General features: G+C 48.9%; 15 protein-coding genes and 1 pseudogene. 2 read left to right on the top strand and 14 right to left on the bottom strand.

All coding sequences use genetic code 11. The features are described from left to right. Positions 1-54: 54 nt before the first annotated feature. Positions 55-930, top strand: coding sequence for a benzoate transporter (locus ACTJI7_RS12105; RefSeq protein ID WP_192978726.1), 876 nt, complete (start codon positions 55-57; stop codon positions 928-930). A 548-nt stretch (positions 931-1,478) separates the two neighbouring features. Continuing rightward, a pseudogene (locus ACTJI7_RS12100) lies at positions 1,479-2,108 on the top strand (SOS response-associated peptidase). A gap of 214 nt (positions 2,109-2,322) precedes the next feature. Here ACTJI7_RS12100 and ACTJI7_RS12095 read toward each other — a convergent pair. From ACTJI7_RS12095 to ACTJI7_RS12030, 14 genes are all read right to left on the bottom strand, one after another. Then, positions 2,323-3,357 carry a Yip1 family protein gene (locus ACTJI7_RS12095; protein WP_028013551.1) on the bottom strand — a complete coding sequence of 345 codons (1,035 nt, stop codon included), beginning with the start codon at positions 3,355-3,357 and terminating at the stop codon, positions 2,323-2,325. Positions 3,358-3,368: 11 nt separating this feature from the next. Next, on the bottom strand, positions 3,369-4,031 hold the full coding sequence (locus tag ACTJI7_RS12090) for a hypothetical protein (RefSeq protein WP_440670322.1): 663 nt from the start codon (positions 4,029-4,031) through the stop codon (positions 3,369-3,371). 239 nt (positions 4,032-4,270) lie between these two features. Next, entirely contained in the window at positions 4,271-5,539 is a 1,269-nt protein-coding gene (locus tag ACTJI7_RS12085; protein WP_440670324.1) for a Y-family DNA polymerase, read from the bottom strand. Between the two features lie 2 nt (positions 5,540-5,541). Further along, positions 5,542-5,961 carry a translesion error-prone DNA polymerase V autoproteolytic subunit gene (locus ACTJI7_RS12080; protein ID WP_020884462.1) on the bottom strand — a complete coding sequence of 140 codons (420 nt, stop codon included), beginning with the start codon at positions 5,959-5,961 and terminating at the stop codon, positions 5,542-5,544. A 184-nt stretch (positions 5,962-6,145) separates the two neighbouring features. Further along, positions 6,146-7,468 carry a phage tail protein gene (locus tag ACTJI7_RS12075; protein WP_440670326.1) on the bottom strand — a complete coding sequence of 441 codons (1,323 nt, stop codon included), beginning with the start codon at positions 7,466-7,468 and terminating at the stop codon, positions 6,146-6,148. Positions 7,469-7,523: 55 nt separating this feature from the next. Beyond that, complete coding sequence (locus ACTJI7_RS12070) at positions 7,524-8,471, bottom strand: DUF6453 family protein (RefSeq protein WP_440670328.1); 948 nt, start codon at positions 8,469-8,471, stop codon at positions 7,524-7,526. Beyond that, a complete protein-coding gene (locus ACTJI7_RS12065) occupies positions 8,471-12,325 on the bottom strand; it encodes a phage tail protein (protein ID WP_440670330.1) in 3,855 nt (1,284 codons plus the stop codon). Before ACTJI7_RS12065 ends, ACTJI7_RS12070 begins: the two co-directional genes overlap by 1 nt. A gap of 55 nt (positions 12,326-12,380) precedes the next feature. Beyond that, complete coding sequence (locus ACTJI7_RS12060) at positions 12,381-12,980, bottom strand: tail assembly protein (protein WP_440670332.1); 600 nt, start codon at positions 12,978-12,980, stop codon at positions 12,381-12,383. Further along, positions 12,968-13,699 (bottom strand): C40 family peptidase, encoded by a 732-nt coding sequence (locus ACTJI7_RS12055; RefSeq protein WP_440670334.1) that lies wholly within the window; start codon positions 13,697-13,699, stop codon positions 12,968-12,970. The genes ACTJI7_RS12060 and ACTJI7_RS12055 overlap by 13 nt, the downstream gene beginning before the upstream one ends. A 12-nt stretch (positions 13,700-13,711) precedes the next feature. Further along, positions 13,712-14,482 (bottom strand): phage minor tail protein L, encoded by a 771-nt coding sequence (locus ACTJI7_RS12050; protein WP_440670336.1) that lies wholly within the window; start codon positions 14,480-14,482, stop codon positions 13,712-13,714. Continuing rightward, on the bottom strand, positions 14,482-14,832 hold the full coding sequence (locus ACTJI7_RS12045) for a phage tail protein (protein WP_440670338.1): 351 nt from the start codon (positions 14,830-14,832) through the stop codon (positions 14,482-14,484). Before ACTJI7_RS12045 ends, ACTJI7_RS12050 begins: the two co-directional genes overlap by 1 nt. Positions 14,833-14,890: 58 nt before the next feature. After that, entirely contained in the window at positions 14,891-15,286 is a 396-nt protein-coding gene (locus tag ACTJI7_RS12040; RefSeq protein ID WP_072032022.1) for a hypothetical protein, read from the bottom strand. Further along, a complete protein-coding gene (locus ACTJI7_RS12035; protein ID WP_028013560.1) occupies positions 15,273-16,049 on the bottom strand; it encodes a hypothetical protein in 777 nt (258 codons plus the stop codon). Before ACTJI7_RS12035 ends, ACTJI7_RS12040 begins: the two co-directional genes overlap by 14 nt. A gap of 183 nt (positions 16,050-16,232) precedes the next feature. Next, on the bottom strand, positions 16,233-16,619 hold the full coding sequence (locus ACTJI7_RS12030; protein ID WP_252037855.1) for a hypothetical protein: 387 nt from the start codon (positions 16,617-16,619) through the stop codon (positions 16,233-16,235). Between the last annotated feature and the right edge of the window lie 39 nt (positions 16,620-16,658).

Genomic DNA, 16,658 nt, shown 5'->3' with positions numbered 1-16,658 from the left:
ATAGCGAATGCGTTGGAAAAGCGCAGTGTAGACGCAAATTTAAGGACTTTGATGATGATTTACGACTGCTTCTTGTATTACGATGAAGATATGCTTCTTGATATCAGGCTGAATACGCTAGCAGGCGTTGTTGATCGCTTCGTTATTGTTGAGTCAACGCATACCTTTACCGGCAAAAAGCGGCAGCTTCACTTTGACATAAATAAATACGGTCCTTTTAAAGATAAAATTATTTATGTTGTGCATGATGAAACACCTATCATGAAAGCCTCTGACGGCGGCGATCAGCATCAGGACGGTCTGGTGGTGGATGCATGGGCGAATGAAGCCGCGCAGAGAAATGCCATCATGCAGGGCCTCAAAAGTGCTAAAGATGATGATTTGATTTTAATTTCCGATGTGGACGAGATTTTTTCACCACAGGTAATCGGCTCTATCAACGCGAATAAACTCTGCACAACGCTTTATCAGAACTTTTATAATTATCAGTTTAATCTGCAGGTTTTTAATACAGATAACACCCCAAGAAAATGTAAACTGCCGAGAGCGACAAAATATAAAAACCTCGTTCATTTTTTTGGCGGCGAGCCTGAGTCGTTCAGAAATCTTAAACGCACCAGAAGCGTCAAAAACTGGTCCTGGCTTAAATGGAACTGGTTCAAACTTAACAATCGCATCATTGAAAATAGTGGCTGGCATTTCTCATGGGTTATGACCCCTGAACGCATATCAGAAAAAATGTCCACCATCTCCCACACGGAATACGATCTGCCTGAGTTCAACAACCCGGAACATATCATGAAGGTGATAAAAAACGCCGAAGATATCTGGGGACGAGACAGGAAGTTAATCAGGCAAGAGCTGTCGGCAGATAATTTCCCCGAGTATATCGTTAACAACAAAGATAAATTCAGGGAATTCATTATTTAACTATCAGGCCGGGCCTTTACTTCACCGACGAAGATTCCACAGCGATCGCCAGGCCACAATTTTTTAACAAAGATGCCAAAAAACCCTGGACGTACGCGGTCCTGAGTATGTTATGGTTTAGTCAGGATAGGGAACTGTCCATCTATTCTCGGGGTTTTCGGTCCATAACCAAAAAACCTTTTGAGAAACAAATAGATAAAAAGAGACCGAATACGATTCCTGTTTCCGCTACAACCAGCCCTTTTTGATATAATTCATGAAGTTACATGTCAGAAACCCGTTAAATACGGGTTTCAATGCTTACCAATACATCCATTCAAGATCAAACGGTTGCCATCTTTTTCGAGTGGGCGACGAGTGAACTTCGGGATCGCTTCGATCCGAAATCTACCCAACTTTGCGTAGCTCCTTCCAGTTTCGTAACACGCAGCTTTACGCCTTCCCATACCATCAGCATAATCCCCACAGATCCGATTGTAAGACTTAACTAGCGCGCGCTATTTTTTCTCCCTGCCCTATACTTTCAGTCTGACTGTCCGGAGGTTTCTATGTGTGGACGTTTTGCACAAGCCCAAACCCGTGAAGAATATCTTGCTTACCTGGCCGATGAAGCCGATCGCGACATCGCTTATGACCCTGAGCCGATCGGCCGGTACAACGTCGCGCCAGGAACAAAAGTCTTGTTGTTGAGCGAACGCGACGAGCAACTTCACCTCGATCCGGTGTTTTGGGGATATGCGCCAGGATGGTGGGATAAAGCGCCACTGATAAACGCGCGCGTCGAGACGGCGGCCACCAGCCGAATGTTTAAACCGCTGTAGCAGCATGGTCGGGCGATCTGCTTTGCCGATGGATGGTTCGAATGGAAAAAAGAAGGCGACAAGAAACAGCCCTACTTCATTCACCGCGCCGATGGCCAGCCAATATTCATGGCGGCGATCGGCAGCACGCCATTTGAACGTGGCGATGAAGCAGAAGGCTTCGTGATAGTGACGTCTGCAGCTGATAATGGACTGGTCGACATTCACGACCGCCGGCCGCTTGTTCTGTTACCTGAAGCGTCCCGCAAATGGATGCGCCAGGACATAGGCGGGAAAGAAGCTAAAGAGATAGCGGTCGACGGTGCAGTGCCTGCCGACAAGTTTATCTGGAATGCATTCATACGTGCGCCAGGATAAAACATAAATTAAGTATAGTATTTATTAATTTCTTCTTACTGGTATGTTATTCATCCTAGGCATAAGCAATGCAACAGACATAATTAAGCAGTGTATATAACCTCCGACATGTCATTATATCCAAAACTTATCCTTTTAAATTTAGCCGATGACATTGATTTCATCCCTTTTAAATTTTGAAACAAAAAAGCACTTCTACAATCCATTCAATTTTTCATGGGAACCATTGTATCGGCAAAAAAGAAAATATAACACGAGGTAAGATAAAGGCACAAATGAAAAGCACCACCATAAAAAGAGCATGCTTGATAAAAGTAAAGCTTGTGAAAAAACGACCTCCCTTGCTTATTCCGGCCATGAAAATAAATATGAAACTAATTAGACAACACCAAATAACTAGCAATACAGATATTGAAGTACTTAAAGACATGTCTCGAGAGAAGATATTTACCGAAATTGATATAAATGTAAAAAATGAAGCAAAAAGAGCGATAACTGCCAATAAAGAATTACGTGCAGTAACTATTTCCTTTTCAAAATCCGAGACTTTATCGCTCAACTTTTCCTCAGCATTTTTTAATGATGTATCAAAATTGGTGATTTTATTAGCTTGTATAGCAACTTTCGAAATAAGGCTATTTAACTTTCGTTTATTATCAGCCATAGTTCTTTTGTTTGCATTCAATTCATTTGAGAAATCATTAACCTTGTTGTTTAAATCCATCCAAACAAGACTTTCAATTCCACTTTTAGTGAAATTATTGTTAGCTTCACTGTTAGATGATGTTTTCTGCCCATTTAATGAAAACTTAAAGGCAGTGGAATTATTACTAGCTGCATTTGAAGATGTCCATTCTCTAGAGTAACGATCATACTTCTCGCGATTACCTAAGTCATTGTTTTTGAAGAAATTATCCTCGGTATGAGATACACCAGAATACATCTGGAAAACTTTCTTAGTCCCCTCTCCATTTGTATTATCGCTACTAAAAACCTTGTTTTTAGAAATAAATTTCTCCGCCACATCCCCTTCACTGGACAATGGCTCATCAATTGTAATGGAAGAAAGCGACGGGCCTAATATTTGACTTTTTATACTGCCCGTAGGTCCAATTTTTACTTGGATGGAAGATGTATTATTCAGTGAAGGCGTAAATCCCACGCCAGATAGTGAAGGATTAATTTCGCTATCCGCATTATTTTCGGCTGACTTGCATCCAAGTTTTTTATTTTTTTTATCAGTATCCATTTGGCACCTGATTAAAATTCTGCCACTTTAGTTAAAAAAGCCTTCTTAAGAACTTCTGGACTATAGCTTGCTGCAAAACCCCTACTTTCATCAGTGCTAACATCCACTTGTCTCAATAATAAATTCTTTTGTTTATCCTGATCAAATCCAGCCATATGAATTAAATGGCAATTAAATGTTTGACCATTCATTTCAAAACGCTTATTGAACATAACATTAGCATCTGCCAAATTATCAAGACCACCTATATTAACCAAGTTAAGATATTTTTTTGCTATTGTTACCCCCGGGTAATCATCATATTCTGTTTTATAAGCCACTAAGCCAATACGTACAGGTTGCTTTTTAAGTTGAGCATGCACATCGATGAGGCTATCGAAAATCTTTGTAAAAGCATCTAAATTGGCTTGGTCTTCATCAAATAAACGGTCTACAAACAAATCGCTGCGCTGAAGCGTAGATAACATACGAATTTTATTATCTTCAGAGGAAAGCTGCAACCTCGGTATTTCTGGTGGTGCATCTTTAGGAACAATTCCGAGCATTTGATTGTTTGTTAGATTTCTATCAAAAATGTTTTTTATTTCCAGTCGAGCAAAGTAAGACAGACCATCAAAATCGATTGGCGTATTTGTGTCATAAAAAAAAGCGAGTTGTAACTGTGCAATTTTCATCTTCATTCCATATCCATTGTGGCTCTAGCGTGATTTTATCTCATAACGGACCGACCTATAAAGGTTTTTTATAATGACAAAAAACTGCCGGATTTTACTCCCCTTAAAGCTTGAAGAGCACCTGACTGTGCAATTTTTAAACTACAATGATGAGTAAACCTTGTTCACGCCTTCAATATGATGAATTTTCAACAATTCAAGGCATTATTCAAATATGCGAAAACTGACATTAGTGGCATTTATCTCACACGTAAAAGATCTGCATATCTTGTGGTGTACCGCGGCGAAAGCATTTGACGCTTCATCTGCCACTGCTGCTGTATGCCCTGCCCGGCAAAGTAGAGTGTGCCTTTTCCATCTTTAGCGTTCAGGTGATCGAGAACTTCCATCAACCTTTCGCTGCCAGCCCGCGGCGCGTTCTCATCGAAAAGATTCAACTGAGCCACACCCTGGCTGAAAAAGTCCCCGAGCATAATGCCGGCTTTCTGGTACCGGTGACCATCCTTCCAGATTTTGTCCAAGCACTTTACCGCGGCGTTGATGATGTCGCGGGAATCCTGAGTGGGGGTGAGAAGCTTCATGGACGCACTGTTACCGTAATATGGCTCGTTAAGGGCAAAGGGAGAGGTTTTAACGAATGCAGATATAAAACGGCAATACTGATGCTCGCCGCGAAGCTTTTCGGCCCCACGCGCTGCATAGCTGCAGATAGCCTGACGCATCTGCTCATACTCAGTAACGCGTTCGCCGAATGACCGACTACAGACGATTTCCTGCTTTGCTGGCGCGAACTCTTCCAAATCAAGACATGGCTCGCCGCGCAGCTCACGCACTGTTCTTTCCAGCACGACGTTGAAGTGTTTGCGGATAATCCACGTACTCTGCTCAGAAAGGTCGAGGGCAGTTTTAATGCCCATGGCGTTCAGCTTCTTACTGATGCGCCTTCCGACGCCCCATACGTCCTCTACTGGTACCAGGGCAAGGAGTCGGCGCTGGCGATCGATATTGGACAGGTCCACTACCCCGCCCGTCTGCCGCTGCCATTTCTTGGCGGCATGATTTGCCAGCTTAGCGAGTGTTTTTGTCTGCGCAATGCCAACCCCGACCGTCAGATGCGTCCGCTTCAGAACCGTAGCGCGGATCTCTTTTCCAAAGTCAGTCAGGTCCCGGCAGTTGCGAACACCGGTCAGGTCGCAAAAAGCTTCGTCGATACTGTAAACTTCAACGCGGGGGCTCATTTCCTCAAGCGTCGTCATTACCCGGTGAGACATATCAGCATAAAGCTCGTAGTTGCTGCTGAAGCACACAACTCCTGCGCGCCTGAAAAGCTCCTTTTGCTTGAAGAATGGTTCCCCCATAGTGATTCCGACCGCTTTTGCTTCTGCGCTGCGTGCGATTACACAGCCATCGTTATTTGAGAGAACGACAACCGGCCGCCCTCTCAGGTCCGGCCTGAATACAGTCTCGCATGATGCGTAAAACGAATTCACATCACAGAGAGCAAACATCTTCAGCTCGCAGATTTAACGATGAAAGTCACGACGCCGAAAACGTCCAGCGTGTCTTCACTGCCAACAACAATCGGACTGTAGGCGCTGTTCATAGGATTGAGTTGCACGGTCGGGCGCAGCTGAAGGCGTTTAACAGTGAACTCCCCTTCCACCGCGGCGATGACGATGTCACCGTGCTCAGCAGTCCTGGAGCTGTCCACTACCAGCAGGTCACCGTCGCTGATCCCTGCTTCGATCATAGAATCACCTGCGGCTTTGACGAAATACGTTGAACTCGGGTGAGCGACGAGTAACTCATTGAGATCGATGCGCTGTTCAACGTAATCAGCCGCGGGGCTTGGGAAACCACATTGTACTAAGTCACTGAAAAGCGGAAGAGCGATAATTTCTCGCAGTTCTGTTGGCCTGATGAATTCCATTGCACACACCTCGAATACTGTTTTTATATACAGTAGTTTTATTTATATGTGTCCGCAAGATGAGGCCCCAAAAGCTATTGCTTAAAGCTTCGCCGTTTCGCTTCTAAGCTTTTATCACGCTTCGAATTATGGCTTTTGTAAATTTTTCGACAATTGCCTTGGGTGAGCAGAATTAAGCCATCTGTTAAACAGCTTGTCCAGCTTGTTCCGGCTCGTCATTAAGTGCAGTTCTGGCCGCATCAAGTTTCTTATTCCAGATGCTTTCAGCTGGCATTTCCACTCGGACGCTTACAAACTGATCTGACGGGATATCAACCGGGTCTCCATCATCTAACCCCGCCCGCTCATTTCTGGCAAATTCAGGGGCCGACGGGTGGGTGCGGTGATAGGTTTTAACCAGCACAGAACCGTCAGAATTAACCTTATAATCAAGCCAGATGAGTGGCTGTTTGTTACGGTCAGTAGGAATGTCAAAACCGCCATCTATACCGCCCCATGCAGCATCTGCATTCAAGCCGGTACAACCTTCAATCAGGTATTCCCCGATACCCTGGCGGGTTACAGTGCACCCCTCAGACTCATCGTTAAGCTGGCATGTACCATTCCCGAACAACTGTACAATAGGCGATGCACCTTTAAGCGTACCATCGGCTGCCCGAGTCGTGTTCCCGGTGTGGTAAATCTGCATCCAGCCACTATCGACACCATCAGCCATGCTCATGAACTGAAAAACTTTCCCACTAAGAATCAGAGCATAAAATGACTGCTGCGCGGCAGAGGTTGATCCACTCCCGATGTTTCGATCTGACAGCCGGATGCCTGAACCATAAACACCTGGACCTCCCGATGTTGCAGGGGTAACGTTGCAGAAGCGAGTCCCCTTACTCTTGTCCCAGAGGTCAGAAATTACTGGAAGGTTTTTAGACCCCACACCAAATGACCCTGGAGCCAGTACATCATTATCCCCTTCACCAGTATTTTTAGTTGCCACATTCCCCAAACCGAGGTTTGTACGCGCCCCAGCGGCAGTCTTATCACCAGTACCACCCTGAGAAATACTTAGCGCAGTTGTTAACCCGCTAAGACTGGTAATGTCGCTGTTAGCGCCTTTCTTGGCCAGAGATTTCTGACCCGGCACTGTGACCGAAACACCATTGATAGTGATAGTTACATCTGCGGTGCCGTTCATCACATCAGCGAAGCCACTCATATAACGCTGGTACATCGTGAACGTTTCAGCAATGTCCTGCGCCAGGCCATCGACACTCAGACTGTCGCTCAGCAAAATCGAATACTTCGTTCCCGCAGGGATTGCAGGATTTGCCGCTGGTGTCACGTTGAGACTGGTTGCCCCGCCGATGGCGGTAATCTGGAATACCTGCGGCGGGCTGGTCAGTGCGATGACGGTACAGCCGTTACGAATTAACGAGCCAGCTGCAGTAAAGTTTGTTCCCGTACCTGTTAGGGTGTTTCCGATGATGGCAATAGTGCCAGTGGTATAAATCATATTTTCTCCAGACAATAAAAAGCCCCGCTATGGCGGGGCTTGTTAGTTAGGGGGGTCAATACATTGCGGGGATGATGGGAATACTCATTCCGGTATATCTCTCGCCGGTCACAGAATACCTTTCGGTCCATCGGGAACGGACACGGCCATTCCCGCATTTTACCGAGTTCCCGCTCATCACCAGCCCCTTGGATCGCATGTTGCACCACCCACTGGCTGTTGAAGAGTTAAAACCATAGGACCCAAGCGCAATCATGCTGTTTCCAATATCTACCCAGCTGTTGCCCGGTGAATAAAACTGATTGCGGAAAATAAATGGGCGGCGGGTCGTAGAGAAAGTGCACTGACCGGCAGCGTTGATGAAATTTAGTCCTCTTCCGGGTACAGGAGCCTGAACCGCAAAAATAGCAATATCGACACTCACAGAACGGGAAATATCGTCATAGCCTGTGTAATCCTGCCGGGAGTAAATATTATTACCATCACATTCGAGCGTAGCTGCGCTGTCATTCCACCGGGCAAACACTAGCCCTTTGGCCGGAAGGGTGTAAGTGCCATTTACATTGACCGTTCCACTGAAAACACAGGAAGCAACACGGCTGACATCAGTGATCGCAATAAAGTCCGTCGAATCCTCAATAAGCAAACCTCGGTTCCCACTCTGCCCTGCGGGCAAAATCTGCCAGACTGTGCCGGGAAATGTTTTGTCTTTCCCCCAACCATCTGATGACCAGACACTCTGAGTCAGGGTTCCGTTTCCGTTATTGGTTATCCCATCGAGGACCATAATCGTTGTTATCAGATTCGGCGAGCGAGTCACATTCACAACCGAGTTTGATGGAATGAAGAAAGGGGTAGCTCCGGCAACATAGCTCTGAACAGTCATGGTCTGCTGGCCCCATGCCTCCACAGCCTCCCCACCATACGACGGACATTTCATTCCGGCAGTGATGGTCATTGCCGGACGCCCGTCATTCAAATCGATATAAAGTCCTCTGGCCATCAAAATTCTCCCAGAACAATGCGCCCACCGTTCGACAAATTGACAGTGACACCGTTGTTATTGATCGTGACTCCTCCCGTTGAGTTGGTGAATCCGAACTGACCATTTTGGGCGTAAACCGCTCCACGCACAGTAACGTTATTGAAAACGGCATAACCCGATTTGTTGATGTGCCAGCCGACGTTTCCGGTTCCGTCCCATGTCGCGGACTGGATGTAGTTGCCAATTTTGCCATTACTGATGGTTCCGTCGCCGATAACGGTATCCCTGATAATGGTCTGCCCATTCTGGATAACGAACGGCAGTGTTACGGTCCCTCCAGCCTGAGACATCACCGCAAATCGGTCAGCCAGGAACAACACCTGCGACTGCATTCCGGATGGAGTGTTCTGAACACCAATACCCATGCCAGCAGCATACTGACGACCGTTAGCATCAACAGCCACCTTAATGCTGTACATCGCATTCAGGTTATTGTTGATGTCTGCTGATACCTGAGCATTCTGGACAATAGCGGCCTGCTGGCCATTCACGGTAACCTTCAGCGAATTGATCTGAGTAGCGGACGCCTGTGTGAAGTCAGCAAGCGTCTTTGACAGGTCAGTGACATTCGCGGTGTTTCCACCGGCAGTGGAGTCCAGGGTGCGCAACGACTCAGCAACAGCCTTACTGGCATCGGCCATTACATTATCGACTCGCTCAATACCGGCTTTGTTATCGCCATATTGCACGCTAAGAAGGTTACGCTGGTTAACCTGCGCGAGCGTGCTGGTGATGAGCGCGATAGCATTGTTCTGAATACCGCCGCTGGCCTTATCAGTTTGTACGCCCAGTTCTTCCAGGCGTGATGCCATTGAGGAATCGAGGTCTGTGACAACCTGGCTGAGGTCAGTGATTGATGCTGTATTCTGAGCACCTACAGCAGCAGCTGAATCAGCTTTATCAGAAGCGGCCTTAGTCGCAGCAGTCAATTGGCTTACCGCAGAAGCGCGCGCTTCAGTTTCCGTCGCCAATGCCTGGCGAACATCAGTAATACCGGCTTCATTCTGCGCAGTTTTTGCCTCAAGACGGGTAACATCAGTAACTCGCGCCTCCGTCTCAGTGGCGATCACCTCCCGGAGCTGTTCGAATGTCGCAGAGTTTGCACCCTGCTGTGCAGTCTGCCGCACAACAACATCAGCAATAGCCAGAGCATTGCCGATAATTGCTTCGGCAGTCTGCTTGTTCGAACCCACGGCAGCAGCCAGGCCATCAGCATTCTCCTTAATTGCATCAGACAGTTCCGCGAATTTAGCGCTACTATCGACCGCATTTTCAATCAAAGCCTTAAATACGTCAGAGTCTTTAATCTCCTCCAGGATTGCATCGGTAATGTCGGAAACATCGATGCTGGCCTGTCCCCGCACCCATTCTGTGTAACCTGATTCGTTGCCGCTGCGGTCCACCAGCTGCGCGCGGTACCAGAATTCCTGACCTGCTTTCAGCCCCATTTGCTGATAGAGCTTCTGTGGATACGGAACCGCGGCCAACAGCATTGGATTTGCCCCATCGACTGAAGCGCTGTATTGCAGTTCCGTGCTCAGGGTGTCGGCGGTATCTGCGGGGAAACCCCATGTAATATTGATCCCAAATACAACATCCTCTGTTGCAGTTAGTCCGACAGGTTTCGGCACTTCACCGGTACGGCCGGTAAGATGGGTCAACGCAGACGTGGCCCAAAGGCTGGACGCTCCCCCAGAGTTAATCGCACGGACGCGCACAAGGTAATCGCCCTCGAAAATGCCAGGCACTTCGATATTTCGTAACCCGGTTTCAGGCACGTTTACCCATTCGTTATTTCCGCGTTTCCACTGTGCCCGGTACGCTATGACGTCCGACTGCAGTTTGCCGTCTTTATCAACTGGTGCATCCCATGAGGCGGTTAGCGTGGCCACGCGCTGCCCCTGGCGAACCGCATCATAGCTCGATAGCACGATGTTGGTCGGCTGGTTAACTAGCCCGGTCGGAATCAGGCTTATCGGAGGAGTATCGAGGCGAGCGTTGTTATCAACGGCGTCGTATTTCGACGCGTTATACTCCGCACCGGTAATGGTGAAGGTGTTTTCCTCATCATCAAATTTTAGGTTCGTTACCCGGAAATACTGCAGGCGCAGCTGACCAGCATCAATTACGAATACGGCATTAGGTAATGGCGCCGCCGTGAACGGCGTGGACAGGATCAGCTGCGTGCCATTTACGGCCTGTATCACCCGGCTTTCAACGGTACCACCCTGGGTGCGAATCATCAGCGTATCGCCCGCCACCGCACTGGTGCCCCGGTCAGTGGTCACGGCCTTAAGACCTGCGTTATACCCGGTGATACGCCCGCCGTAAACGCGCCCTGACAGGCGTTCATCTGCAAACGCAAATACGGTGCCCGGCACGAATACAAAGCCATCAAGTCCAGTCTGAAGCGTGATAATGCGGTCAAGGGAGTTGGAATACACCGCCCACCCGCCACGCCGCTGCGCCTCGCTCTCACGCGTACAACCGATCGCAGTGATTTGTGTCTGCTTAAACTTGAACTGCCTCACCAGTTCCGGAAACATCACTGCCGTGGTGCGGTCCTGGTAGTGGTTATCCGGATCGCTGAAGTTAATCAGCGCGCTGGAGAAGCGGTTTTTCTCACTGCCACTCGAGTACACCGGTTTACCCACCACTGAGGCGCGAGTAAGGATCTGCAACTTCGCAGTGTCAGCCGGCATGTCAGAGACAACGTTGAACATGTTGTTGCCCCAGAAAGTCATTCCGTTGAAGCCCGCGGCGATATCCTTTATGACCTGCCAGGCATCAGCCTGCGACTGGATGTAAACGTCATACATGAAGCGTGGCTCGGTACCGCTTCCGCCCTTCCCGTCGGGTACCTTCTGGTCGCAGCGCTGGGCGATGCGATAGAGCTCCCACTTATCGAGCATTTCTGGCGTCACGCGGCGCCCAAGGCCGAAGCGCGGCTCAGTCAGAACATCGAACCAAATCCACGCCGGGTTATTCGTCCAGCCCCATTTAAACGTCCCGTCCCATGTTCCGCTATAAGTCCGCGCTATTGGATCATAGTTCGAAGGGATTCGGATGATGCGCCCCTTCGGCATGCAGGAAATCTTAGGGATGTTGTTGAATGACTTTGCGTTAAAGGACACGTACAGCAGCGCTGTGTGTGGATATCGCAGGCGAGCATCGATCACCTCAGTAATCGCTTGCACCTGCGTTTTGTTCTGCAGCATCTGGCTGGTGCTGTCATCGGTGTCACGCACAACTCGAATTTGCCAGCCAGTGCTGGCTTTTGGGAGATTAATACGGTGGGTTAGTTCATAGAGCGAACTGAGCTTCTCAGTGACGGTTTTAGTCATTACTGTCGAGTAAGCGCCACCGTCCACCGCCAGATCAATATGGTACTGAACCGTAGTACCGACAATATCCCCATCGCTTTCCTGCAGCTGTAACCCAGGGATGCCAATACGTACCAGCACCGCGTCAATCTGGGTATTGCTGAGTGCTCGGGTCCAAGGCGTGGCCTTTGTCAGCGATACGCCAACCGTTGTTTCATTCTCAACAGCAGGGAATCCCGGTATCGGCGTCTGCGTTTGTGTGCCCGGACGAAAGTCCCAGGAGACATTCTCGAAGTTCATCGAGCCGTCGGCGTTGCCCAGCGGCGTGCCGTCAAGGAAGATCCGGGTTGCATCCAGCCCACCAGCAAACTCGCCTTCACCGAGCGCCAGCAGCATACGGCAGCGCGCCATCGACTGCGCAGAATCGGGTTGTTCAACAGGCGTGTGCTGCTTCTGACTGCCGCCTTTTGCACCAGTAATCGTTGCCATATTGCATCCATAAAAAAAGCACCCGATTGGGTGCTAATTGAAGAGTAAGAAATTCTCAGATGTCCTCGGCCACGATCCCCGCACTGATTATGGCGCCGCCAATCTCGCGCTCGCCATACAGCAGCGCGACCGGGTTGCCCATCGCCAGGGTGTTCACTGCGCCGCCGAAGGCATAGCTGGGCTTATTGTCGGGGTCATCACGCCCCTGAAGGCCTTTTGGCTGCGGCGAGAGCATCTGGTAGATGCCACCGGCCATCATCGAAGCGCCAGACATTATCAAACCAGCTGCAAACGTCGCCCCGATCCCTGTCCAGCCAGCAACAACTCCAGTGACAACTCCAGCAACGACCATTACTGCCCCAAGGATCGTCTGAAACATACCCGCCTTTTTCGCCCCCTCCATTACAGGCGCGATGCGGATATCACTGTCACCACCCAGCTCCTTGAAATCCTGTTCGCCGATGTTGCGTTTGCCACGAAACACCGCGAAGGTCATACCGTTTTTTTTGGCATTCATGAGAAAGCTTTCCAGCCCGTCCAGGTTGATGCAGAGCGCCTTTACCGCTTCCGCTGACGTCTGAACCGCCAGCCGGTGAACGCGGCCAAACCGGGCGCCGAGCGCGCCATACAATCGAATCGTGGTTAAGCGCGCCATGGCTTTATCTCCTCTGGCAAATTTTTATGGCGAACACAAATCATGGTCCGGTCTTTGAAGTAACCGCGGGCGTATGGCGTGATGCAGGATGGCCGCCCGTACAGGTGGTGCAGCAGCTCGCCCTCTTCGGTGATGATCCCCGCATGGTTCCACTTTTCCGACTCGACCTGCATGATGACCATGCACCCGGGCGCAGGGTCGCATTCGACAAACCCCTCACGCTCCCAGTTATCGAAATAGAGGTTGTCCGGGTACTGGCTTTCCCACCACGGATAATCCACGCGGAAATCGTTCAGCGCTACGCCCTGGGTGGCGTGCCAGTCCATGACCAGCCCCCAGCAGTCGTTCGATCCCAGAAGGAACGGGCGGCCAATCAGCGGGATAGCATCAGGGGTGATCTCGGCGTACTCATCGCAGTCCGGCGCGTAGATGCCCCAGACCACACCAGAGTTATTGCACTGCTGGCGATCAAGGTCAGAGGGGATAGGCCGTGCACCATCGCCCGGGTGGGAGTGAATGACGCGGACAATGGTCCCGGCATCCTCAGCGTTCGCCCAGTGTTCGCCGTCAATTCGGAAATGCTCTGTCGGATTTTCGTGGCTGTTCGGCACCGGGACATAACGCTGGCGCCGCCCCGACTGAATGACGAAGCCGCAGCACTCGCGTGGGGATTCCTCCAGCGCATGCGCCCGGATCGCCGTCATAATGGTTTTGTTCATTGGTATATCCAGTTATCGGGTGAAGAGAACTGTCGCCGGGAAGCCGCCAAAATCCAGAACCGCAGTGTTAGGCTCTGCCAGCCCGGCGCCGAAGCGCTTACGGCAGTCACTGAAGCAACCCCCGCATACATCAAGGGCAGGATCTGAAACCTGATTCCCCTTCGCGTCGAAATATGCCGTACCGTTATAGGTGCATCCATCGCCGCTCCGGTACTGCCCGCGAAGCGCCCATTCACAGAGCGAGGTGATTTGTCTAGTTGGGATAACAAGCCCCTGCAAGTCTGCGGGGCTACTGAGTGACCATGAAACCACTTCGTCGTCTTCGGAGGTTTTCGTGTCAAGCCAGAAGGTCTGAAGCGTGAACATCGAAGGGTCGGCGGTTGGGTTCACCCCACCAGGGTAATTCACGGCATCGAGGTAAACCGAATAGGTGTCGATAATGCTCACTTTGGCATTAACCATGTCTTTAAATTGCAGGCATAGCGCCGTGATATGACCGTCGAGGTTGGAAACGCTGAGTGTCGGCTCTGCGGCCTGGTCTGTTGAAAGCTCCAGGCCTGTTACCTGAAACGGCCAAAAATCGTAGGTCTTGCCACCAAATGATATTGGCTTTGGTCCGAGCTTTTCTTCATCACCATTGGCAGCGTCGATCTCTTCCGGTGTATGGGGGAAAGGTGCGTAGTGGAAACGGTGAATACCGCCACTGAACTCTGAGGCGTCAACTTCAACCAGGCGTACTCTGCCACCCGGTGCCAGCATCGCCGCCTGATCGACTAATGCCATTATGCATACACTCCGTAAGCCCGTTTGATGGTGAACGTCAGCTCAGCAAACTTGCTGCTGATCTGATTTTTCCGTACGGAATCGGCGACTACCCGATAAAGCCCCTTCGCTTCGCCGGGCGGCGTGATGATAAAAGCTTTAACGGTATGAGCCAGGAGGAAGTCGCGCACTGCGTTTACCTCAGACTCACTGCCAACGTGTTTCATTGGCACCAGGATTGCCGTGGAGTTGATGCCGTTCTCGGCTACCTGTTCGTAGCCATCACCGAACTGCGCAGCGCGTACCGTTTGACTATATTCAATCGCCCCAGCACCGAGCTGCGAGCGCCAGCTGTATGTTTCAACTGCCATATTTACTCCATAAAAAAACCCAGCCGAAGCTGGGTTTCATGTTAAGAATTTTGTCAAGTTAGGAAGCGATAGCTTGTTTCAGTTCGCTCCATTTTTGGAAAAATAGTCTAGAACTATATAAAGCAGTTTCCGCCATTTCCTTACTTACCGTTACCTCTGAGAGGTGGTAATCAGCCTCATTACGTGCTGCCCTTTGCTGGCGCAAATTGTATCCAAGCAACTTCAGTTGCACTGAGTCGTAAGGCTCAAGTTTATTCTCTACCTTATTGCTCATATAACCAATTAAATTACTGTGATGGTTAGACGAAAATGCAGGCACCGATTGGAGAGACTCCAATGCATGATGATAGCTCGCATAATAAGCACGCGATATGCAACTACGAAAACCACCTTCATTATCCAGTTCGATTAATGAATCAGCACACCTAAGCAAATCATCACTAATTATTGCCATAGCTTACCCCAACGTGAAGTTGACGAGTCGGAGAAAAACGAGCTACTACGTCACAATCATCCAAAGCATCATGGCTACACACGGCTTCAGCAAGCTCCCAATTAAGTCTAGCTATAGACTCAGGATTTTGATTGTAGATTTCAATAATATAGCACGTGTTAAATGTACTGTTCAGCTCGACTGTTCCGGGAATCAAACGATGTTTTTCCGTTACTGTCCAAATTACTCGAGCGAGTAACTCAAACTGGTTTTGCGAACAGCCGCTAACGGAGTATGCACTGTTGATCTCAGTCAATAATTCCTGCTTATGAATCTCTGCTTCAGATCTGTTTTCATCCTCCGAAAGCAATTTAATGTGCATATCAAAATAATGTTCAAGACGGTCTCTATCGCCAAAACGATAAGCCATAGAATAAGCACTAGCTGTTAAAGCCTTTGTTTGATGAGCATCAGCAAGATCATAAGCATATTGATAAAGCCGATTTATGCAGCCTGTATGTCTGAGCATAAAACAGAGATTTGTAGCAACGGTAACATCATGAAATGGATCGGCCTCCTCAAACACAGCAATAGCTTGGTCGATTTCACCATACAAACCATGAAGGAAGCCAAGCGCTGAAACACATATGCTGGAATTCTGGCGTTCAAGCTCGCGCACACCACGTCTATAAGAGAATTCATCAATAGCGATGCCCTCTAAAAGCATATTGCCATAGAGTTCGAGGTGCTGTGTGGCCTTCTCTTGCGGTACGCCTGTTGCCATTGTCTAACCCATTTTCTCGTATTGCTGAAAAGTTTACGCGACGGTTTACGCTAACGCAATCACTGTGCACACACTCAGTGGTTAGCACTACTAGCTCTCGGAATTCTTTACAGATGTATAAAGCCCCGCGTATGCGAGGCTCGGGTTGGGTGATTTGGGTCAAGATTAGTTAGCTATTTCGACTTAACTTCCGGCCATCTCTTCAATTCGATAATCGGTTTTACCGTCTTTTTCTTCGATGCACACAGCTCTAAATTTCTGCTCAAGCCCGAATTTGTTCTTGGCGCTAAATTCCTGCGTGGCGTAAAACTTGCCATCACTCCCCAACCACCGTTTCGAGTCGAATACCGACATATCCAAGGTACTTTTGTTAATGACGGACATCCTTACGTAAGCTTCACACGCGCTTCTCAACTCATCCAGCTTCTTATCAGATAATGCTTTGGCTTCATCAGCTTTCAATTCGTCATCAGTTTTCAGACTAAGTCTCGCTGCCACAAGGACAACAACTAAAAGTAAAATGAGCAACCCAATGGTTTTGAGTATCTTCTTGAAGATTTTTTTTAACACAATCATCCCCTGATTTTTATGGTTTTCATCATATTAACC

The organism is Enterobacter sp. 22499 (genome assembly GCF_052044815.1).
Taxonomy (GTDB): domain Bacteria; phylum Pseudomonadota; class Gammaproteobacteria; order Enterobacterales; family Enterobacteriaceae; genus Enterobacter; species Enterobacter bugandensis.
Note: the sequence above shows the minus strand (reverse complement) of the source record. Positions and strands in the feature narration are given on the sequence as shown.

Excerpts from the sequence above, each read along its gene's own strand:
- ACTJI7_RS12105 (WP_192978726.1), top strand. The coding sequence starts at position 55 with ATGATTTACGACTGCTTCTTGTATTACGATGAAGATATGCTTCTTGAT.
- ACTJI7_RS12095 (WP_028013551.1), bottom strand. The coding sequence starts at position 3,357 with ATGGATACTGATAAAAAAAATAAAAAACTTGGATGCAAGTCAGCCGAA.
- ACTJI7_RS12090 (WP_440670322.1), bottom strand. The coding sequence starts at position 4,031 with ATGAAAATTGCACAGTTACAACTCGCTTTTTTTTATGACACAAATACG.
- ACTJI7_RS12085 (WP_440670324.1), bottom strand. The coding sequence starts at position 5,539 with ATGTTTGCTCTCTGTGATGTGAATTCGTTTTACGCATCATGCGAGACT.
- ACTJI7_RS12080 (WP_020884462.1), bottom strand. The coding sequence starts at position 5,961 with ATGGAATTCATCAGGCCAACAGAACTGCGAGAAATTATCGCTCTTCCG.
- ACTJI7_RS12075 (WP_440670326.1), bottom strand. The coding sequence starts at position 7,468 with ATGATTTATACCACTGGCACTATTGCCATCATCGGAAACACCCTAACA.
- ACTJI7_RS12070 (WP_440670328.1), bottom strand. The coding sequence starts at position 8,471 with ATGGCCAGAGGACTTTATATCGATTTGAATGACGGGCGTCCGGCAATG.
- ACTJI7_RS12065 (WP_440670330.1), bottom strand. The coding sequence starts at position 12,325 with ATGGCAACGATTACTGGTGCAAAAGGCGGCAGTCAGAAGCAGCACACG.
- ACTJI7_RS12060 (WP_440670332.1), bottom strand. The coding sequence starts at position 12,980 with ATGGCGCGCTTAACCACGATTCGATTGTATGGCGCGCTCGGCGCCCGG.
- ACTJI7_RS12055 (WP_440670334.1), bottom strand. The coding sequence starts at position 13,699 with ATGAACAAAACCATTATGACGGCGATCCGGGCGCATGCGCTGGAGGAA.
- ACTJI7_RS12050 (WP_440670336.1), bottom strand. The coding sequence starts at position 14,482 with ATGGCATTAGTCGATCAGGCGGCGATGCTGGCACCGGGTGGCAGAGTA.
- ACTJI7_RS12045 (WP_440670338.1), bottom strand. The coding sequence starts at position 14,832 with ATGGCAGTTGAAACATACAGCTGGCGCTCGCAGCTCGGTGCTGGGGCG.
- ACTJI7_RS12040 (WP_072032022.1), bottom strand. The coding sequence starts at position 15,286 with ATGGCAATAATTAGTGATGATTTGCTTAGGTGTGCTGATTCATTAATC.
- ACTJI7_RS12035 (WP_028013560.1), bottom strand. The coding sequence starts at position 16,049 with ATGGCAACAGGCGTACCGCAAGAGAAGGCCACACAGCACCTCGAACTC.